The organism is Pontibacter sp. FD36 (assembly GCF_015686655.1).
GTDB lineage: Bacteria > Bacteroidota > Bacteroidia > Cytophagales > Hymenobacteraceae > Pontibacter.
On record NZ_JADPMP010000011.1, the window covers coordinates 200,098 to 219,949 of the forward strand.

Below are 19,852 nucleotides of genomic sequence, written 5' to 3' on the forward strand. Positions count from 1 at the left end.
TCACACTCATCTTATAAACCAAAATCGAATTGTATGCTACAACTTAGCTTCTCCCGATTAAAATTCAGCGCAGCAACACTACTATGCGCTTCGCTTATGATGACCTCTTGCGGTGGCAATAGCCAGGAAGGCGGCAACGACCTGGCGGGCTCTATCCAGATCGACGGCTCATCTACTGTATACCCTGTGACAGAAGCAGTGGCCGAAGAATACCGCGCCGAGGCTCCTGACGTGAAAGTAACCGTAGGCGTGTCGGGCACAGGCGGCGGCATGAAGAAATTCACCCGCGGCGAGATTGACATTGTGAATGCCTCCCGCGCCATGAACGCTTCCGAAGAGCAAACTGCAAGCGAAAACGGAATCTCGTTTGTACAGCTTTCGGTGGCCTATGACGGCCTCACGGTGGTTGTGCACCCATCCAATGATTGGGCACAGGACATTACTGTGGCTGAACTGAAGAAAATATGGGAGCCTGAAGCACAGGGCACCATCAAGCGCTGGAACCAGATTCGCCCGGAGTGGCCTGATCAGGAGATTCACCTCTATGGTGCTGGTGTAGAGTCAGGCACCTACGACTACTTTACCGAAGCCATTGTGGGCAAGAGCCATTCCAGCCGCGGTGACTATACCGCCAGCGAAGATGACAACGTGCTGGTGCAGGGCGTATCGACTGACCCGCTGGCGCTTGGCTTCTTTGGCTATGCCTATTACGAAGAGAACAAGAGCAAGCTGAAGGCTATACCTGTAAACGACGAAGACGACAGCAACGGTGCAGGCGCCATTCTGCCATCGCTGGAAACGGTGAAAGACGGTTCTTACGCACCGCTTTCCCGCCCGCTGTTCTTGTACGTTAGCTCCAAGGCCATCGACAAACCGGAAGTAGTGGATTTCATCAACTTCTACCTTGAAAACGCGGGTGAGTTGGCGCAGGAAGTGGGTTACATCGCCCTGCCAGACAACATCTACAACGAGCAAAAACAGAAGTTCGAGCAGTTTGTAGAGGGTGCCGCCACCGCCACCAACCAGCAATAATTCCCTGAAATACACAGTACAGGTATAGCCTGCGGAGACAAAGGCTATACCTGTGCTAAAATCATAAGCACCTTGAGAGTACAGGAGAAAATTATCGAAGGCTTGCTGTGGCTGTCGGCCGCCATCACCATCCTGATCACGGTCAGCATTATCTGGGTATTGCTCTCGGAGTCGGTGCTGTTCTTCAGCGAAGTATCTATTGTGCGCTTTCTGACAGAGAAAGAATGGACGCCGCTTTTCGCTGAGAAAAAGTTCGGGATTATGCCCCTTGTGGCGGGTACTTTCCTGACTACCGTTATCGCTATTGCGGTGGCACTGCCCATCGGCCTCACCATCGCCATCTACCTGAACGAGTATGCCAATGCCCGTTTCAAAACCTTCATTAAGCCCTTGCTGGAAGTACTGGCCACTATACCTACAGTTGTTTATGGTTTCTTCGCTCTGACGGTGGTGACGCCTTTCCTGCAAAGTTTTATACCCGGGCTGGCAGGTTTCAACGCCCTATCGGCAGGTATAGTGATGGGCATTATGATCATCCCCATGATTTCCTCGCTGAGTGAAGACGCCATCAGTGCCGTGCCCCGCTCCCTGCGCGAAGCCGCCTATGGCATGGGCTCCACCCGACTGCAAACCGCCTTTGGGGTGATGGTGCCCGCTGCCTCGTCAGGTATACTGGTGTCAGTGATTCTGGCCATTTCGAGAGCGGTAGGCGAGACGATGATCGTGGCCATTGCCGCGGGTCAGCAACCGCGCCTCACGCTTAATCCGCTGGTGCCCATCGAGACGATTACGACTTATATTGTGCAGGTGAGCCTGGGCGACGTGCCGCATGGCTCACTGGAGTACCGCACTATTTTCGCGGCAGGTATGACGCTGTTTGTATTCACGTTTTTGCTGAACAACCTCAGCTTCTGGATTAAAAAGAAATATCAGGAAAAGTATGACTAACTCCGAGAAAAACCGCCTCAAAGACAAGGCCTTTCAGGTGTTTGGTGTCTTCTGTACCTTTATTGGCCTAGTCGTGCTGGCCATCTTCCTGATCGACATTGTGATAGAAGGTATAGGCCGCATTGACTGGGACTTCCTGACCAGCCTGCCATCACGCCGTGCTGCCCGTGCGGGTATATTGACAGCTTGGGCAGGCACGCTTTGGATTCTGGTGCTGTCGGCTCTGATTGCTTTCCCGCTAGGTATAGCCGCTGGCGTATACCTGGAAGAATATGCCAAAAAAACGAAGTTATCGAACTTCCTGGAGATCAACATTGCCAACCTGGCTGGCGTACCGTCTATTATCTACGGTTTGCTGGGTCTGGAGCTTTTTGTACGCATCATGAACCTGGGTGGTATTTTGCTGGCAGGAGCCCTCACGCTTTCGCTGCTGATTCTGCCGATCATCATCGTGACAACCCGCGAAGCCATTAAGGCCGTGCCTCGCACCATCCGCGACGGTTCTTTTGCGCTGGGCGCCTCTAAATGGCAAACGGTGTGGTACCAGGTGCTGCCCGCTTCTTTTGGCGGCATCCTGACCGGGGTGATTCTGGCGCTCTCACGGGCAGTGGGCGAAGCGGCACCGCTTATCGTGATCGGAGCATTGGCCTATGTGCCATTCGTCCCGAGTTCGCCGATGGACGAGTTTACCGTGCTGCCTATCCAGATCTTTAACTGGACCTCCCGCCCGCAGGCAGCCTTTTTGACCAATGCGGCGGCGGCCATTATCATTCTCCTATTGATTACCTTTCTGCTCAACGGCATTGCGGTATACCTGCGCCACCGTCAGCAAAAGAAAATAAAATGGTAAGTTTTCACCCATGAACATAAAACACAGCAAGTTAGAAGCCATTAACCTCGACGCTTACTACGGCGACTTCCATGCGCTCAAAAACATCAACATTGCCATGGAAGAGAAAGCCGTGACCGCCTTCATCGGTCCGTCTGGCTGCGGCAAGTCTACGTTTCTGCGCACCTTCAACCGCATGAACGACTACATTGACGGCTTCCGCATAGAAGGGCAGATTTTGCTGGACGGCAGAGACATTTATACGAATGATGTTCGGGTAGACGAGCTCCGCAAAGAAGTGGGCATGGTGTTCCAAAAACCCAATCCTTTCCCGAAAACCATTTATGAAAATGTGGTCTACGGACTAAGAATTCAAGGTATTAAGGACAAGAAGATTCTGCAGGAAACCTGCGAGAAATCTCTCCAACAAGCTGCCCTGTGGAACGAGGTAAAGGACAAGCTCGACAAATCGGCACTGGCGCTATCAGGGGGCCAGCAACAGCGTCTGTGTATCGCCCGCGCCCTGGCCATACAGCCTTCGGTGATTCTGATGGACGAGCCCGCCTCCGCCCTCGACCCGATTTCTACCGCTAAAATCGAGGACCTGATCTATGAGCTGAAGAAAGATTATACGATTGTGATCGTAACGCACAACATGCAGCAGGCAGGACGCGTGAGCGATCATACTGCATTCTTCTACATGGGCGAGCTGGTGGAGTACGCTAAAACTAAAACCATGTTCACGAGTCCGAAAGATACCCGCACGCAGAACTACATTACGGGCCGCTTCGGTTAAGCATTCCTATACCTGATTCACGTATAAAAATTAGTCTCACTCAAAATAAACGATACACGAATGCCTCATATAGATGTAGAACTCGAACGCCTGCGGGAAAAATTGCTGGAGATGTGGGACTTGGTGGAGCACCAGCTAACCAGCGGGCGCGAAGCCGTGATGAACGCCGACCATGAACTGTCGCAGCGCATTATCAAGCTTGAGCGCAAAGTCAACAGCTTCGACCTCAAGATCGACCGCATGTGCGAGAACTTCTTTGCCTTGTTCACTCCCGTAGCCGTGGACCTACGCACTGTGCTGGCCATCCTCAAAATTAACACCAACCTGGAGCGTATAGGCGACACTGCCGAAGGGATGGCACGGTTCGCCTGCAAACTTGAACGCCCCTTTGACCCTGAATTGGTAGAGCTAACCAATGTGATGGTGATGTATGACGAAGCCTTAGTGATGTTCAATGAGTGCCGTATCGCCTTCAAGAGCGAGGACCCTAAACTGGCCAAGCAAATCATCAAGCGAGACAAGGCCCTGAACAAAATCTACCGCAAATCCGACGTGGTCATCGCCAAATACCTACAAAATAACCCCGACCGGATTCCTGAAGGTCTTGCCCTCCTCTCCATCATTAAAAAGCTCGAAAGAGTAGGCGACCAGGTAACCAACATGGCTGAGGAGATCATCTTTTACCGTGAAGCGAAGGTAGTGAAGCACCGTAAAAAGAAGAAAAAGAAGGAATAGTTGAATTGATAAATTGTTGATTGCTTAATTGTTGGTTTGTGGGGGTGATTTTCTCTTGAAACGAACAGCCTGAACTCAATCCCTTTCTGTCATTTCGACCTACGGGAGAAATCCGGATTGGCAATCTTGATACTCTAGATTTCTCCCGTAAGTCGAAATGACATAGTATAAATACTTTTCTCGGCTCCAGCCCGCTATACCGATACCCCCACCCCCACTTTAGCAATTATACAATTTGTGTCGTACCTTTGCGCAAAATTACGAAGGTGCTGTTCAAAGAAGTCATATACTTAATGCAGAAGGATTTCCTGCTGGAGTGGCGGCAGAAGTATGCCTTTAACGGCATGCTCCTCTACGTCAGCAGCACGGTGTTCGTCTGCTACCTCAGCTTCGGGCTTCGCTCGAATGCGCTGCAAGTGCCCGTTTGGAACGCCCTGTTCTGGATTATCATGCTCTTCACGTCGGTGAACGCCATCGCCAAGAGCTTTATGCAGGAGAACCGCGGCCGATTGCTTTACTTCTATTCTATTGTCAGTCCGCAGGGTATCATTCTGGCCAAGATCCTTTACAACGCCTGTCTGATGTTGGTCTTGGCGCTGATCTGCTTTATATTCTACGCCTTTGTGCTGGGCAACCCGGTGCAAGACATCCCGATGTTTTTGCTGAGTATTCTGCTTGGCGCCATCGGTTTCGCAACCTCACTCACTATGATTTCAGGTATAGCCTCTAAGGCTGCCAACAGTAGTACGCTCATGGCCGTGCTTAGCTTCCCTGTGATTGTGCCGATGCTCCTGATGCTGATAAAAATGTCCAAAAACGCTATGGACGGGCTGGAGCGGGCTGCCAGCCTCGACGAACTACTTACTTTGCTTGCCATAAACATGATCGTTGTCACTGTTTCTTATATTTTGTTCCCGTACCTTTGGCGTTCGTAAGGTATGGCTTTGACAAGCGAGGCACAGCCAACCCAAAATATGATATAAGTAGCTGAGTAAACGAAAATTAACAGGCAGTTTGGGCGGAACTTTGCGACAAATTAGACCACAGAACTGTTAGAAATAAAAAGTAAGATGGGATAAGGCGCAGGCCTGCTTCCATCATCAATAAGAGAAGAAGGAACATGAAGAAGAACTGGTGGAAAATACTGACTGTGCTGCTGCTAGTGTTTACTGTGGCGGTAGGTATGCTGTCGGATGTTCCCCGACTGGCCATCCTGAACGAGACCATCCGCAACCTGTACTTCCACGTGCCGATGTGGTTTGGAATGATCCTGATCCTGCTGGTTTCGGTGGTGTACTCTATTAAATACCTCCGCAAGCCGAGCATCAAAAACGATATCATCGCACACGAAGCCGCTAAAGTAGGCATTCTGTTCGGTGTACTGGGCATCGTGACAGGTATGGAATGGGCCAAGTTTACGTGGGGCGAGTACTGGAGCAACGACCCGAAACAGAACGGGGCGGCCATCGGCCTGCTGATTTACTTTGCCTATCTCGTGCTGCGCAGCTCTTTTGCCGAGCAACAGCAACGTGCCCGCATCAGCGCCGTGTACAACATCTTCGCGTTTGCGGCCCTTATCCCTTTGCTGTTCATCCTGCCCCGCCTGACCGATTCACTTCACCCGGGCAACGGCGGCAACCCCGGCTTTAACGCTTACGACCTGGATAGTAGCCTGCGACTGGTGTTCTACCCTGCCGTGCTGGGTTGGACGCTGCTAGGCATCTGGATCGTGAACGTCAAGTCAAGATTCGAATTACTGAGACAACGATTATATGAAAATGTTTAGAATACTGGCCATTTGCTGCTTTATGCTGGGCATGCTGCTGGCCTTCGAACCAACCATGGCCCAAGACCAGATGGTGGAGTTCTCATCGGCTCCGCAGCAAAACATCGAAATGGCCGACACGCTACGTCAGGATGGAAAGATTTACGTGGTTGTAGCTGTGCTACTCACTGTATTGGCAGGCGTGTTGTTCTACCTGATTGCCCTCGACCGTAAGGTGGGCCGCCTGGAGAAACAGCTGAAAGACGAATACGTGAACCGCTAATTTCTTTTTTGCGCTAACGTGAAAAAAATGATAAATATCCCTATTTGCGATGGATTTAAAACGTCCTATCGTGTGTTAGGCTAACAGAAACAGAGTATCTATAATCAGATAAAGATGAAAAAGTCACACATCATCGGCATTATCGTTATCGCCATGGCCATTGGCATTATCATGACCACGGCTGGCGACGCGAGCACCTATGTTTCATTTGGCGATGCCATTGAGCTGGCCAAAGACGGCAACTCTACCAAAGTACACGTGGTAGGTCGCCTCAAAAAAGATGATCAGGGCCACATCGTAGGCATGCATTATGAACCGATGAAGGACCCGAACTATTTCGCCTTCACGCTGGTAGACACCAATCGCTTCGAACAGCGGGTGGTTTACTTCAACCCAAAACCACAGGACTTCGAACGATCTGAGCAAGTTGTGATTACAGGCAACATGCAGAACGAAGTGTTCGTGGCTGACAAGATACTCCTCAAGTGCCCATCCAAGTACACGGAGAACGAAATCCAAACCAACACCGCAGGTATATAAATAAGTTAAGAGTTGAGAGATAAGAGCCAATACTCTTAGCACCGCACAACTCATGACTTTTAACTTTACACTTTTAACTATCAGAAATGATTAATACGCTAATCGGAGACTTTGGCCACGCCAGTGTGATTGTTGCTTTTGTAGCGGCCATCGTAGCCTCCTATGCTTATTTTATGGCCGCGCGCCAGAAAACCGAAGAGAGCGGCGATACGACTTGGCGCAAACTGGCACGTGGTGCCTTTTACGTGCACAGTATAGCGGTTGTGGCCATCATCTTCAGTCTTTTCAACATCATTTACGAGCACCGCTACGAGTACTACTATGCTTGGAGCCACTCGTCGAACCATCTGCCGGTGCACTACATGATCTCCTGTTTCTGGGAAGGCCAGGAAGGTTCGTTTCTGCTTTGGATGTTCTGGCACGTGGCCTTGGGCGTGGTGCTGATGAACGCGGGTAAGAAAAACAAACAGTGGGAAGCGCCTGTGATGGCTATCTTCTCTTTCGTGCAGATTTTCATTTCTTCTATGATTTTGGGTGTGGTGATCGGCGACTTTAAGCTGGGTTCCTCCCCTTTCATTCTCATGCGCGACTTCATGGCCGACGCCCCGGTGTTTGCCATGGACCCGAACTTTAAGCCAGCTGATGGCACGGGTCTAAACCCACTGTTGCAAAACTATTGGATGGTGATCCACCCGCCAACCCTGTTCTTGGGTTATGCTGCTTCACTTGTTCCGTTTGCTTTTGCCATTGCCGGTCTTTGGAAAGGCAAATTCAGCGAGTGGATTCGTCCTGCGTTGCCTTGGTCACATTTTGCAGCCGTGACGCTGGGTATCGGTATCATGATGGGTGCTTACTGGGCCTATGAAACGCTGAACTTCGGTGGTTACTGGAACTGGGACCCGGTTGAGAACGCGGTATACATTCCGTGGCTCGTGCTGGTAGGTGGCATCCATACCATGATCGCTTACCGCCGTAGCAAGCAAGGTTTGCGCGCTACGTTCATTCTAGTGATTACTTCTTTTGTCCTGATTCTATATGCTACTTTCCTAACCCGAAGTGGTATTTTGGGCAACGCCTCTGTACACTCCTTCACCGACTTAGGTCTGTCAGGTCAGCTGTTCACATACATGATGGCTTTCACGGTGCTGGCTATCGGCCTATTGGTTTACAATTGGAAGAAAATCCCGACAACAGAGAAAGAGCTTTCAACTTACAGTGCAGAGTTCTGGGTATTTATCGGTGCTGCCGTGCTTTGCTTAGCCGCCTTCCAAGTACTCGTAACGACTTCTATACCTGTTTACAACTCGTTCTTGGGCTTCATAGGTATAGAATCTAACGCAGCCCTGCCTGCCGACCAGATTGCGCACTACACTAAGTTCCAACTTTGGGCGGGTGTGGCTATCGCCATCCTGACAGGTATTGGCCAGTTACTTTGGTGGAAAAAAGCGAACAAGAAGAGCTTCAAAGACGCCATCACCATGCCACTTATGCTTACGCTGCTTTTTGCCAGCTTGGTGATTATCCTGTCTAACAAGTTTGATATCTTTACTTTCAAGCTCGACAACCCAGTATACATCCTGTTGTTTGTGGTATCGCTCTTCGCAGTATTCGCCAACTTCAGCATTATCCTTGGTTTGCTGCAGAAGAAAATAACGTTGTCAGGTGGTGCCGTGGCGCACATCGGTATAGCGCTGATGTTGATTGGTATCTTGTTCTCCTCAGGTTACTCGAACATCATTTCGCAGAACAACTCCGGTATGCTTTACTCACGCGAGTTTCCGGACGAAATTAACCGCGACAACGTGCTCCTGTGGCGCAACACCCCTGTGCAGATGGACCGCTTCAAGGTAAGCTACCACGGTCAGTTCCAGGAAGTAAAAGGCGTTCCGGGTTACGTAAACAAGGAGCTTCTGTACCAGACGGACGATATGTACAAGGCCATTGCCCGTGGCAATATTCAGGTAAAAGACAAGGTATATTTTGAGACAGGCGATACGCTGGACTTGATTTCTCCGGAGAATACTTACTACGAAGTGAGCTATGCAAGCGAGAAGGAAAACTTCGTGCTATACCCAAGAGCGCAAGTGAACCCGAACATGGGCCTATTGGCTTCTCCTGACATCAAGCATTTCGCTGGCAAGGATTTGTACACGCACGTATCTACGGTACCAGATCCAAATGAAGAAAAGGACTGGGGTGAATTGCAGGAGTATGAAGTTTCTGCTGGTGACACGCTAGTGATCAACGATTACATCGCAGTGTTTAATGGCATTGAGCAAATCGAGCAAGTACCGGGTGTACAGCTGGCCGAAGGCGACGTAGCGGTTCAGGCTGCCATGAAGATCATGGGCGAGCGCAAGAACTATCATGCCCACCCTGTGCTGATGATTAAAGACCAGATGATGGGTCGCGTACCAGAAATCATCGAAGACCTGGGTATACGCATCACCTTCCTGAATATCGACACTGAGAACCATAAGTTCAAAATCGGTGTGAATGTGACGCAGAAAGACTACATCATCCTGAAAGCAATGGAGAAGCCATTCGTGAACATTCTCTGGATCGGCACTATCATTATGTCTATCGGCTTTGTCATGGCGATTGTTCGTCGTAATAAAGAAGGTAATGGTGGTGAAGGGAAAGTAACAAAGGTGAGAGAAGAGCGGAAAGCACAGGTGGCGTAATCATACTGGACCATAGTTGGATAAGGCAGGCTTGCAAAAAGCCTGCCTTATTTGTTTACACAGTTTCCCCCGCTCTAAAAATTGACAGAAAGTAAATCAATTGCTTACCTTTAGTTTTCCAATGAACAGTATCGATAAACTATACCTTAAACCTGTAGGGGGGCTTTGTAACAGAATGCGAGCCATTGATTCTGGCGTTACATTGGCAGAGCAACTTGGAAAAAGACTTGTTGTGTTCTGGGGAAGAGACCAATGGCTCAACTGCAAATATTCTGACCTGTTTAAGCCATCTCTAAATTTCGATGTCATTGAAGAGAAGCAATGGGCAGGAAAAAAAGCCTTGTTCCCTTATCTACCGGGCTCTAAGCCGACAAGCCTCACTAAAAAAAGCTTGTATGCACTAACCAAAAAAACGCTAGATATCAACGCAGAGATATGGTATGAAGATATTGGGCATGCAGTAGCTCAAATAGACACTTCTATACAACCTGAAAACATTCGGGATATGAAGGACTATGAGGTGCAATCATTCAAACACATTAATCCTTTAGTGCAGGTACTAAATAGTAAAGGAAGTGCTTTTGTTTGTTCCGCCTGGAAACTGGCCTCTGGCCAACGTTATGCACAGAACTTCATACCAATCGACAAGCTACAAAGTCAGATAAATGAATTAAGTAAGCGCTTCTTACATACGGTAGGTGTACATATACGTCGTAGCGATCATAAAATGGCTATCGAACACAGCCCAATACAAAGTTTTATTAGCGCGATAGAACATGAAATTGATAATAATAATGCGAACTTCTTTTTAGCCACAGATTGTGAAGAAACTGAAAAAGAATTGCTAAATAGATACTCCAATAGAATTACTATATGCCCGAAAAGCAGCTATAGTAGAAGTTCTGCCCAAGGTATACAAGAAGCTTTGATTGATTTATATTGTCTATCTAAAACCAGTAAAGTGCTAGGGTCCTATTACAGCTCCTTCTCGCAAGTAGCAGCTGAAATTTCAGGTATAGAAGAAATTACAATTCACTAGGCGAGGTATGGCATCTGCTTTTTTTAAAATACTTAAACGTAAAATCAACAGCGCCTTTTATGTGACATTACGCCTATTCAATTATTATCCCTTCTTCTCCTACCTCCATGGCCGAGGTGAGAAAATCAATCTCACTGAAGAATATGAGTTAGAGTTTACAGAAGAAGAGAAGGCATTTCTGAAAGCTTGTGCAGCGTCTTATAATTATTTTGAATCAGATTATGCATTGGGGCATAGACAAAAGGAGCTTTCAATTTATAAACTAAAGGATGTTACCTTTTTAAGCCATACCGGAGCTATTCTGCTCAACCATAAATTAATCGTCGAATCAGCCTCAAGTGTAACTAGACTTACAGCAACAAAGGCTTTTCGGGACTTCAGTTTGCTGATTCCACATACCTACAAAGACGGAGTATATACGACCATACAACACAGCCATTGGGCTGACAATAATATCTCACACTGGTTGATTGACTGTCTACCACGCGTCTATATTATCACGCAGCTGATAAAAGAGCCAGTCACACTTTTGATGTGGAATGGAGCACAATCTTACCAAAAGCAGATGCTGAGTTATTTGTTGCGTGACTACCCACACATCAAATTAAAGTATATCAGCAAACACCAAAAGATCAAAATAGCTAACTTTTATCTTCCGTCTTTTGTAGCTGCTACTTTTAGCGCGTACCTACCACCTGATGTTAGCCAGTGGCTGAGGGAAAAACTTTGGGGTGGCTACAAGATTAAACGCAACAATCCCATAAAACGCGTGTACATCAGCCGCTCAAAAGCCAGACTTCGCCGCATCTTGAATGAACGGGAATTAATAGCTCTGCTGGAAAGTTTCGGGTTCATTACAATATGGGCTGAAGACCTAGACTATAAAGATCAAATTCAACTCTTTTATGATGCTGAGGCCGTCGTTTCTTCGCATGGAGCAGGCCTGACGAACATTCTTTTCGCTGAGAAATGCCATGTATTAGAATTTCACCCAGCCAAAATAATGAAGGCGCACTACATGCTCTTAAGCAAAGGACTAAATTTTGACTATACAGCTATTGTAGGTTCTGAAGGGGATGAAATGGAGTGTTACACAGTACCTTTGTCAGAAGTAGAAAAATGGCTTCAAACAAATTTTGAAACAAACCAATGAACACAGCTATCATAGGATCTGGTAACGTAGCCTGGCACTTGGGTAAAGCCTTAAAGCAAGCTGGACATAAGATAGTAGCAGTGTATAGCCCAACCCCACCCCACCGGGAAGAACTGGCGGAAGAGTTGGCGCCAGCTATGGCACTGGACTCATTAGATATGCGTAATATTAACGCTGAACTGTTCCTGATTGCGGTACCCGATGCGGCGTTGGCTTTAGTAGCGGCACAGTTACAAGTTCCTCAGAATGCGGTTGTGGTTCATACCTCAGGTTCGCAACCGCTAGCAGCATTGCAAGGTATAGCAGGCGCACAGACAGGGGTTTTTTATCCGTTGCAAACATTCTCCAAGTCTAAACCGGTCGACTTCAAAAATATCCCAATCCTTTTGGAAGCTACCGCGCCAGAAACATTACATTCTTTACAGCTCGTAGCAAATAGTATTTCAGAGCAGGTATACGAGGTGAGTTCTACTAAGAGAAAACAGCTCCACCTGGCGGCTGTATTCGCATGCAACTTTACCAATCACTTGCTAGGTATAAGCCGGGAACTGCTCCAACAGGCAGACCTGCCTAATACGCTGCTTCAACCCCTCATACAGGAAACCATTGCCAAGGCCATGCAACAGCACCCTTTCGATGTGCAGACAGGCCCAGCAGTGCGTCACGATCAGAATGTGATAGAAGAGCACCTGCGCCTGCTGCAAGACCAGCCACTCTACCAGCAGGTATACCAACTGCTCACTCAAAGCATCCAGGCTCAGCACCTCAAGGAGTAAACCTGTAACCTATTCAGCGGTCATACTGTTTTATTCGAAGAAGGTATAAAGCGCCCGGCTTTGAATCGGGGGGCGGGTTTCATAACTTTGCACCTTAAATAGAAAGACAGATGAAAGTTGTAAATATAACCTTTAAGTTTAGCGATGGTTCGCCTGACCAGGTTCACCCTGCGGTGGAAGGCGAGTCGGTGCTGGACGTGGCCCTGAATAACGACATCAAGCTGCAGCACAACTGCGGCGGCGTATGCGGCTGTAGCACCTGCCATGTATATATTGAATCGGGTATGGACGACCTGCCTGAGATTACTGACAAAGAAGAGGATTACATTGACCGTGCCGTGGACCCGCGCATCAACTCCCGCCTGGGGTGCCAGTGTGTGGTGCAGGGCAACGAAGATGTTGTTGTGACCATACCGCCACAAGACTTCCTGGGCCACTAATTTGTCGCCGATCACTAGGCAAAACCGCTTATCACATAACCGAACATCCAAATAACTGATAAACACATGGATAAGAATTATGAACCGCCAATTCACTGGAATGACTACGAGGACATAGCCATGGCGCTGTACGAGAAGTTTGGCGATGACTTCAACGAGTCAAAGATATACCGCGTTCGTTTTACCGAATTGCTTGACTGGGTACTTTCGCTGCCGAATTTTGTTGGCAAGCGCGAAGAGTCTAACGAAGGCCATCTGGAGCAGATTCAGGCGGCTTGGGTATACGAGTGGCGCGACAACCAGGACTAAGCTGATATTCAGCCCTGAAAAATTCGTTATATTAAATTAAATCTATATTTTTAAAGGTCCTTTCACCAGAAAGGGCCTTTTTTCTTTTACACTATGTCCATCACACAACCTGACCTTAGCCGCATCAACACCTTCGTTTTTGATGTAGACGGTGTACTTACCGACGGCTTCCTGTATGTATTCGCCGACGGCGAGAAAGTCCGTGCTTTTAACATCAAAGATGGTTTTGCCATCAAACACGCCATTCGGCAGGGCTACAACGTGGCCATAATCTCGGCCAAAAACGAGCTTGGGGTGCGGGTACGATTAGAGGAGTTGGAGATAGAAGACATCATCCTGGGAGCTGACGACAAAGTGGAAGCGCTGGAAAACTACCTTTACATGCAAGGTATACACCCCGCTACAGTAGCGTACATGGGCGATGACATGCCAGACCTGGAGGCAATGCAGCGCTGCGGCTTGAGAGCCTGTCCTGCTGATGCAGCAGATGACATACGCGATGTCTGCACATTCATTTCAACTAAAGATGGCGGCAAGGGTGCTGTGCGTGAACTGATTGAGAAAATCATGAAAGCGCAGGACACTTGGTGATCACATTATACTTTTCTTTAATCAAATAGCAAATTTCTTTTACATAAATATTTGCATATATATAATTATTTTTTAATCTTACAGACAGTTTATTTAAAAATTATTTATTTTCATTTTTATGAAGACAGGAAAAGTAAAGTTCTTTATTGAGTCAAAAGGCTTCGGATTCATCACCGAAGACGAAACAAATGAGGATTTCTTCGTGCACGTGACAGGCCTGAACGGTCTGCAGATTCAGCAGCACGACAGAGTAGCTTTCGATACGCAAGAAGGCAAAAAAGGAATCAATGCGGTAAACGTACAGAGAATCTGATTCTACTCTACACCGCAAAGAAAACCCCTTCCTACAAGGGGTTTTTTTATGCCCTTTGTTTGCAGTACCACATGCCGGTTTTAACTTTGTCGCTGTTATACCTGTTACCCTGTCTTGAAAGAATTTCTGTCTCTCATCCGTTTTCCCAACTTACTGCTCATCATCTTGAGCCAGGCGCTGGTACAGGCCAGTTTACTGAGTGCAGGTATAAACTTTTCAGGTATAGCCACGCCCGGCTTCCTGCTGCTGACGCTCTCGACGGTATGTATTGCCGCAGCCGGCTATATTATCAACGATTACTATGATATAAAAATCGACGCCATCAATAAGCCAGATCGTGTGGTAGTCGGGAAGAGCATACGGCGGCGGCCTGCCATGTTCACACACATGGTGCTTTCATTTATAGGGATAGCACTCGGGTTCTGGCTCTCGATTCCGGTAGGTCTTATCAACTTAGGGGCTGTCCTGCTACTTTGGGGCTATTCGGCCCGCTTCAAGAAAATGCCGCTTGTAGGCAATGTTGTCGTTGCGCTCCTAGGGGCCTCCATGCTCCTGCTGGTAGCAGTGTATGCAGGTAAACTCAACAACATCACGATTAGCTATGCAGTGTTTGCTTTTATGATCTCACTTATCCGGGAGATCATAAAAGACATGGAGGATGTGCGGGGCGATGCTTCTTTTGACTGCCGAACACTACCAATTGTGCTGGGTATACGACGGGCCAAATATGCGCTATACCCAATCATCGCACTTTTTCAGGCTTTCCTGCTTCTGGTTATTTTCCACCCCGTCACAGGTATAGGCTTTGATGTATACATGCTGCTGCTTGTACTCCTTCCAAGTATCTGGATGACGGTGAAGCTGGTACGGGCCGACCGCAAGCGTGACTTCACATTCCTGAGCAACTTGGGCAAGTTCATTATGCTGACCGGCATCCTGTCCATGCTTTTGATCAATTAGAACTGTATCCCCTTCCAGGCATATTTGGGTTTTTCCTGAAGCAACAGACTGCCAGCCGCTTAGGCCTTGCGTTTTAGATCTGCTTTTTGTTATTTACATAGTTCGTTTGTCTGCGCAGCGAATACCTGTACCCGAACCTACCCTATCTTATGAACAAACTTCACCAATTACTCGAGGCCTATGGGCTTCGCAAGACGAAGTGCCGTATAGAGGTGCTTCAATTGTTTCTTGAGCATCGCCATGCACTGGCTCATGCCGCCATTGAGCAGCAGCTCGGCCCGCAGTTTGACCGGGTAACGCTGTACCGCACCCTGCATTCATTTAAGGAGCATGGACTGCTGCACAGCATACCCAGCACCGATGGCATTACGCGCTATGCACTCTGCCAGCAGGCCTGTAACCGGCACCGACACCAGCATGACCATATCCACTTCAGTTGTACTGCTTGCGGGCATACTTACTGTCTGAACGAGGTATACGTACCTACACTTCGGATGCCAGAGGGGTATCAGGTAGAGGAATTCCGGTTTTGCGTGCAAGGTGTGTGCGATAAATGCGTGCTGCAACCAAAAGAACAACTGATAAGCGCATAGCAACCATACCTGATGGCTCTGAACGCGTATGCAAAACCTTTAAATAACTCTTTGTTATGGCCGAAACCGCCCCATCCACTGCTGACCAATTCCGCAAATTAGCTACCTCCCCCAATAAGCTACGGCTGTTCATGCTGGCCAAGCTACCCATGGCCTACATGGCTGACTTACGTGTACGCTCTATCTCAGAAGAACGTGCTGAAGTGACAATTCCCTATAAATACCTCAATAAAAACCCTTTCGGCTCTATCTATTTCGCCAGCCTGAGCATGGCGGCTGAGCTTTCTACAGGCTTGCTATGCATGGCGCAAACTTACAAGTCAGATCCGGGGGTATCGATGCTGGTGGTGCACATGGAAGGAGACTTTTCGAAAAAGGCTGTAGGAAAAATCACGTTCACCTGTGAGGACGGACCGAGTATAAAGGCGGCGGCAGACCAGACAAAGGTCACAGGCGCCGGTGTAACGGTAGTAGCCACCAGCATTGGCACTGACGAATCAGGTGACAAAGTAGCGGAGTTTCGGTTTACCTGGTCATTAAAGGCAAAGCTTAAGGTATAGCATCGAAAGGCTATTTCATAGCTGTATGGTTATTAGTATATTTATACTATATTCTCTTCCATAAAGAATGTAGCCTAACCATAAGACTATGATCAAATCATTCATTTTGCCCTGGTTGCTTCTTGCAAGCATAGGTTCCAGGCACGCTCCTGATCAGGTTGCTATACCCAAGGGAAAGCCTGTCATGGTTGACGGCCGATTCAGCGCTGGCGAGTGGACTGACGCCAAGACGCTCAAAGTACAGGAGGATATAATGCTATACCTGAAGCAGTCGGCAGACTACGTGTACATTGGTGTACAGGCGCCTGTACAAAACTACCGCAGTGGCTGGATGGAGCTATACCTGGCAGATGGACCTGAGAGTATTGTAAATCTGCATGCCTCCCGCAAACTGGGTGAGCGAAAACTAATGAACGGCGAATGGGGTCCGTGGAAGGAATGGTGGACGAACCAGGGCAAGTGGCACGCTAACTACTACCGCCCCGACGATGTGCAGGAAGACGGCCGCTGGAAAGTGGTGCAGTTGCAGGACGAAGGCTGGGAATACCAAATCCGCAGGTCGGCATTTGGCAATGGTCCCTGGAAGATTATGCTTGATGTTTCACTTATGGCCGAGGAGGTGCAAACCATAAAATACCCATCCAATGCTGAAGATACAAACCCGGAAAATTGGTTGTTATTGAAAATCTGACCTTATTTATACCCATGCAATCTACTGCCACAACACCTGAGCTATACCTGGCCGAACTTTCTGAAGACAGGAAACAAATCATGTATGATCTGCGGAATTTTATCGCACAAAATATACCCGCTGGTTTTGAGGAAATGATGGGCTATGGCATGTTGGGCTACGTGGTGCCGCATACGCTATATCCATCCGGCTACCATTGTGATCCAAAACAGCCGCTTCCTTTTATGGGCATCGCTTCGCAGAAGAACCACATCGCAGTTTACCACATGGGCATCTATGCTGATGAAGCTTTGCTGAGCTGGTTTAAAGAAGAGCACCCCAAGCACAGCAAATTCAAACTCGACATGGGCAAAAGCTGTATCCGTTTCAAAAAACCTGAGCATGTGCCGTTGGAGCTGATGGGTGAACTGGCTTCGAAGATGACCCCGCAGGAGTGGATTGAACTATACGAACGGGTGCTTAAGCGATAAAAGCCATACCTTTTCTGCGTTCTTTTGCTGGCTTGTATACCCAAACCCGCTATATTTGCAGCTTCATTACAAAGCCTTACTTTGGAACGAGCAGCTAAAAAAAATATAGTCATTTTTGCTTCGGGTTCGGGCAGCAATGCACAGCGCCTGATGGAGTACTTCGAGCACCACCCAGAGATTCGTGTGGCCGCTTTGTTCGCCAACAACCCGAAAGCGTATGCCCTCAAACGAGCCGAGACCTTCCACGTCCCGGCTTTTTTATTTTCCCGCGACGAGTTTTATAACTCTAGCAAAGTATTGGAACAGGTACAGTCTTTTAAGCCTGACCTGATCGTGTTGGCCGGTTTCCTTTGGCTGGTACCTCAGAACTTCCTTCAGGCATTCCCTGACCGGATCATCAACATCCACCCTGCCCTGTTGCCGCAGTACGGTGGCAAAGGCATGCACGGCCTCAACGTGCACACGGCCGTTATTACGGCGGGCGATAAGGAGTCAGGTATAACCATCCACCGCGTGAACGAGGAGTATGATAAAGGCGAGTTTGTGCTGCAAGAGCGCTGCCCTGTTCATCCTGGCGACACGCCCGAAATGCTAGCTGCCCGCGTTTTGGAGCTGGAGCATAAGTACTTGCCCGAGGTCGTGGAAAAACTGGTGCTGCAAACAGCAAGGAACTAGCAAGTCAGCAATACCTTCAATAAAAGAGTAGGTCAAGAGCAGGTACAGTTACCGAAACCGCTATACCTGAAGCTTAACACAAAACACGATTAACACATTATCGCATTAGCCCATTAAGATATTAACCCATTAGCCCATAAAAGCCATGCAATCTGTCAAAATCAAATCCGCACTTATCTCGGTTTACTACAAAGATCGCCTCGAGCCACTAGTAGAGCTCCTGAAGCAGCACAACGTAACGATTTACTCCACCGGCGGCACACAAGCTTTCCTGGAAGAGCAAGGAGCTGATGTAGTGGCCGTAGAAGACCTGACGGCCTACCCATCCATTTTCGGTGGTCGTGTGAAGACTCTGCATCCGAAAGTGTTCGGTGGCATTCTGCACCGCCGTGCCAACGAGAGCGATCTGGCTGAGCGTGAGCAGTACGAGATTCCGCCAATTGACCTGGTGGTGGTAGACCTATACCCATTTGAGGAAACCGTAGCATCAGGCGCTTCAGAAGCGGATGTAATCGAGAAAATTGACATTGGCGGCATTTCTTTGATCAGAGCAGCCGCTAAGAATTTCCAGGACGTGCTGATCGTGTCGTCGCGTGAACAGTACGACGAGGTGGTGGACTTGCTGAAAGAAAAAGACGGCGCGACTGAGTTGGCAGACCGCAAGCGTTTCGCAGCCAAGGCCTTTGACATTTCCTCGAACTACGATACGCATATCTACAACTACCTGAGCAAAGAGCAGGATATCAACGTGTTCAAGCAGAGTGTGCGTGAGGCTACTCCGCTACGCTATGGTGAGAACCCGCATCAGCAAGGCACCTTCTATGGCAAGCTCGAAGACCTGTTTGAGCAGCTTAACGGCAAGCAGCTTTCTTACAACAACCTCGTGGACGTAGACGCGGCTGTGGCACTGGGCGCTGAGTTCGAGGAGCCGGCTGTGGCTATTTTGAAACATACCAACGCCTGCGGTTGCGCAACAGGTGAGACGATCAAAGAAGCCTACCTTTCTGCCCTTTCTACAGATCCGGTTTCAGCCTTTGGTGGCGTGATCATTGCTAACCGCACCATCGACATGGGTGCAGCCGAGGAGTTGAACAAACTGTTTTTCGAAGTGCTGATTGCCCCTGATTTCGACACAGCGGCATTGGACTTGCTGCGCACTAAGAAGAACCGCATTCTTCTGAAGCAGAAGCCAGTAGAGCTGCCAGCCAAGCAGTTCAAGACACTCCTGAACGGGGTAATCGAACAAGACAAAGATCTGAAAACTGAGACAGAAACCGATTTCAAAACAGTTACCAAGCGTGAGCCATCAGCTGAAGAGAAAAAGGCTTTAGTTTTTGCAGCCAAAGTTTGCAAGCACACCAAGTCCAATACCATTGTATTTGCTACCGACAAAATGATGATTTCGAGCGGTGTGGGACAGACTTCCCGCGTTGACGCTTTACGCCAAGCCATCGAGAAGGCCAAAGGCTTTGGCTTTGACCTTAGCAAAACAGTGATGGCTTCAGACGCTTTCTTCCCGTTCCCGGATTGTGTGGAGATTGCCGACCAGGCAGGTATAAAAGCAGTTGTGCAACCGGGCGGTTCTATCAAGGACCAAGACTCGATTGACTACTGCGACGCCCACAACATGGCAATGGTCATGACAGGCGTGCGCCACTTCAAGCATTAAA

At 48.5% G+C, this 19,852-nt stretch carries 24 protein-coding genes; all 24 read left to right on the forward strand.

The window, feature by feature from the left end; all coding sequences use genetic code 11:
* The first annotated feature begins 33 nt into the window (after positions 1–33).
* The 24 genes from I0P70_RS16680 to purH all read left to right on the forward strand — a co-directional run bounded on the left by I0P70_RS16680 (position 34) and on the right by purH (position 19,851).
* Positions 34–1,032: a PstS family phosphate ABC transporter substrate-binding protein gene (locus I0P70_RS16680; protein ID WP_196120167.1), complete on the forward strand. Its 999-nt coding sequence runs from the start codon at positions 34–36 to the stop codon at positions 1,030–1,032.
* A 72-nt stretch (positions 1,033–1,104) separates the two neighbouring features.
* Positions 1,105–1,980, forward strand: coding sequence for a phosphate ABC transporter permease subunit PstC (pstC, locus tag I0P70_RS16685; RefSeq protein WP_076420999.1), 876 nt, complete (start codon positions 1,105–1,107; stop codon positions 1,978–1,980).
* Positions 1,973–2,830: a phosphate ABC transporter permease PstA gene (pstA, locus tag I0P70_RS16690; RefSeq protein ID WP_196120168.1), complete on the forward strand. Its 858-nt coding sequence runs from the start codon at positions 1,973–1,975 to the stop codon at positions 2,828–2,830. The genes pstC and pstA overlap by 8 nt, the downstream gene beginning before the upstream one ends.
* 10 nt (positions 2,831–2,840) lie before the next feature.
* On the forward strand, positions 2,841–3,605 hold the full coding sequence (gene pstB / locus I0P70_RS16695; RefSeq protein ID WP_196120170.1) for a phosphate ABC transporter ATP-binding protein PstB: 765 nt from the start codon (positions 2,841–2,843) through the stop codon (positions 3,603–3,605).
* A gap of 60 nt (positions 3,606–3,665) precedes the next feature.
* Positions 3,666–4,340, forward strand: a complete 675-nt coding sequence (gene phoU, locus I0P70_RS16700) for a phosphate signaling complex protein PhoU (RefSeq protein WP_196120172.1) — start codon at positions 3,666–3,668, stop codon at positions 4,338–4,340.
* 293 nt (positions 4,341–4,633) lie between these two features.
* Positions 4,634–5,275, forward strand: a complete 642-nt coding sequence (locus I0P70_RS16705; protein ID WP_196120241.1) for a heme exporter protein CcmB — start codon at positions 4,634–4,636, stop codon at positions 5,273–5,275.
* Between the two features lie 185 nt (positions 5,276–5,460).
* Complete coding sequence (locus I0P70_RS16710) at positions 5,461–6,126, forward strand: cytochrome c biogenesis protein (RefSeq protein ID WP_007652357.1); 666 nt, start codon at positions 5,461–5,463, stop codon at positions 6,124–6,126.
* Entirely contained in the window at positions 6,113–6,388 is a 276-nt protein-coding gene (locus tag I0P70_RS16715) for a CcmD family protein (RefSeq protein WP_230392253.1), read from the forward strand. Before I0P70_RS16710 ends, I0P70_RS16715 begins: the two co-directional genes overlap by 14 nt.
* A gap of 114 nt (positions 6,389–6,502) precedes the next feature.
* On the forward strand, positions 6,503–6,928 hold the full coding sequence (locus tag I0P70_RS16720; protein WP_007652359.1) for a cytochrome c maturation protein CcmE: 426 nt from the start codon (positions 6,503–6,505) through the stop codon (positions 6,926–6,928).
* An 86-nt stretch (positions 6,929–7,014) separates the two neighbouring features.
* A complete protein-coding gene (ccsA, locus tag I0P70_RS16725) occupies positions 7,015–9,612 on the forward strand; it encodes a cytochrome c biogenesis protein CcsA (protein ID WP_196120183.1) in 2,598 nt (865 codons plus the stop codon).
* 121 nt (positions 9,613–9,733) lie between these two features.
* Complete coding sequence (locus I0P70_RS16730) at positions 9,734–10,651, forward strand: hypothetical protein (protein WP_196120185.1); 918 nt, start codon at positions 9,734–9,736, stop codon at positions 10,649–10,651.
* Positions 10,652–10,658: 7 nt separating this feature from the next.
* A complete protein-coding gene (locus I0P70_RS16735) occupies positions 10,659–11,804 on the forward strand; it encodes a DUF563 domain-containing protein (protein WP_196120187.1) in 1,146 nt (381 codons plus the stop codon).
* Positions 11,801–12,580: a Rossmann-like and DUF2520 domain-containing protein gene (locus tag I0P70_RS16740; protein WP_196120190.1), complete on the forward strand. Its 780-nt coding sequence runs from the start codon at positions 11,801–11,803 to the stop codon at positions 12,578–12,580. Before I0P70_RS16735 ends, I0P70_RS16740 begins: the two co-directional genes overlap by 4 nt.
* Positions 12,581–12,690: 110 nt before the next feature.
* The gene (locus I0P70_RS16745) at positions 12,691–13,020 is read left to right on the forward strand and encodes a 2Fe-2S iron-sulfur cluster-binding protein (RefSeq protein ID WP_007652363.1); all 330 of its coding nucleotides are present in this window, start codon (positions 12,691–12,693) and stop codon (positions 13,018–13,020) included.
* A 66-nt stretch (positions 13,021–13,086) separates the two neighbouring features.
* Entirely contained in the window at positions 13,087–13,329 is a 243-nt protein-coding gene (iscX, locus tag I0P70_RS16750) for a Fe-S cluster assembly protein IscX (RefSeq protein WP_007652365.1), read from the forward strand.
* 93 nt (positions 13,330–13,422) lie between these two features.
* Positions 13,423–13,920 carry an HAD family hydrolase gene (locus tag I0P70_RS16755; protein ID WP_196120192.1) on the forward strand — a complete coding sequence of 166 codons (498 nt, stop codon included), beginning with the start codon at positions 13,423–13,425 and terminating at the stop codon, positions 13,918–13,920.
* A 118-nt stretch (positions 13,921–14,038) separates the two neighbouring features.
* Positions 14,039–14,233 carry a cold-shock protein gene (locus I0P70_RS16760; RefSeq protein ID WP_007652369.1) on the forward strand — a complete coding sequence of 65 codons (195 nt, stop codon included), beginning with the start codon at positions 14,039–14,041 and terminating at the stop codon, positions 14,231–14,233.
* A gap of 114 nt (positions 14,234–14,347) precedes the next feature.
* Positions 14,348–15,193, forward strand: coding sequence for a geranylgeranylglycerol-phosphate geranylgeranyltransferase (locus tag I0P70_RS16765; protein ID WP_007652371.1), 846 nt, complete (start codon positions 14,348–14,350; stop codon positions 15,191–15,193).
* A 149-nt stretch (positions 15,194–15,342) separates the two neighbouring features.
* Complete coding sequence (locus I0P70_RS16770) at positions 15,343–15,786, forward strand: Fur family transcriptional regulator (RefSeq protein WP_196120193.1); 444 nt, start codon at positions 15,343–15,345, stop codon at positions 15,784–15,786.
* A gap of 56 nt (positions 15,787–15,842) precedes the next feature.
* Positions 15,843–16,346: a PaaI family thioesterase gene (locus tag I0P70_RS16775; protein WP_230392254.1), complete on the forward strand. Its 504-nt coding sequence runs from the start codon at positions 15,843–15,845 to the stop codon at positions 16,344–16,346.
* An 88-nt stretch (positions 16,347–16,434) separates the two neighbouring features.
* Positions 16,435–17,037, forward strand: coding sequence for a hypothetical protein (locus I0P70_RS16780; RefSeq protein WP_196120195.1), 603 nt, complete (start codon positions 16,435–16,437; stop codon positions 17,035–17,037).
* A 14-nt stretch (positions 17,038–17,051) separates the two neighbouring features.
* Positions 17,052–17,507, forward strand: coding sequence for a DUF1801 domain-containing protein (locus I0P70_RS16785; protein ID WP_196120197.1), 456 nt, complete (start codon positions 17,052–17,054; stop codon positions 17,505–17,507).
* Between the two features lie 81 nt (positions 17,508–17,588).
* On the forward strand, positions 17,589–18,182 hold the full coding sequence (gene purN, locus I0P70_RS16790; protein ID WP_196120199.1) for a phosphoribosylglycinamide formyltransferase: 594 nt from the start codon (positions 17,589–17,591) through the stop codon (positions 18,180–18,182).
* A 145-nt stretch (positions 18,183–18,327) separates the two neighbouring features.
* Positions 18,328–19,851, forward strand: a complete 1,524-nt coding sequence (gene purH, locus I0P70_RS16795; protein ID WP_196120201.1) for a bifunctional phosphoribosylaminoimidazolecarboxamide formyltransferase/IMP cyclohydrolase — start codon at positions 18,328–18,330, stop codon at positions 19,849–19,851.
* The last annotated feature ends 1 nt before the right edge of the window (position 19,852 follow it).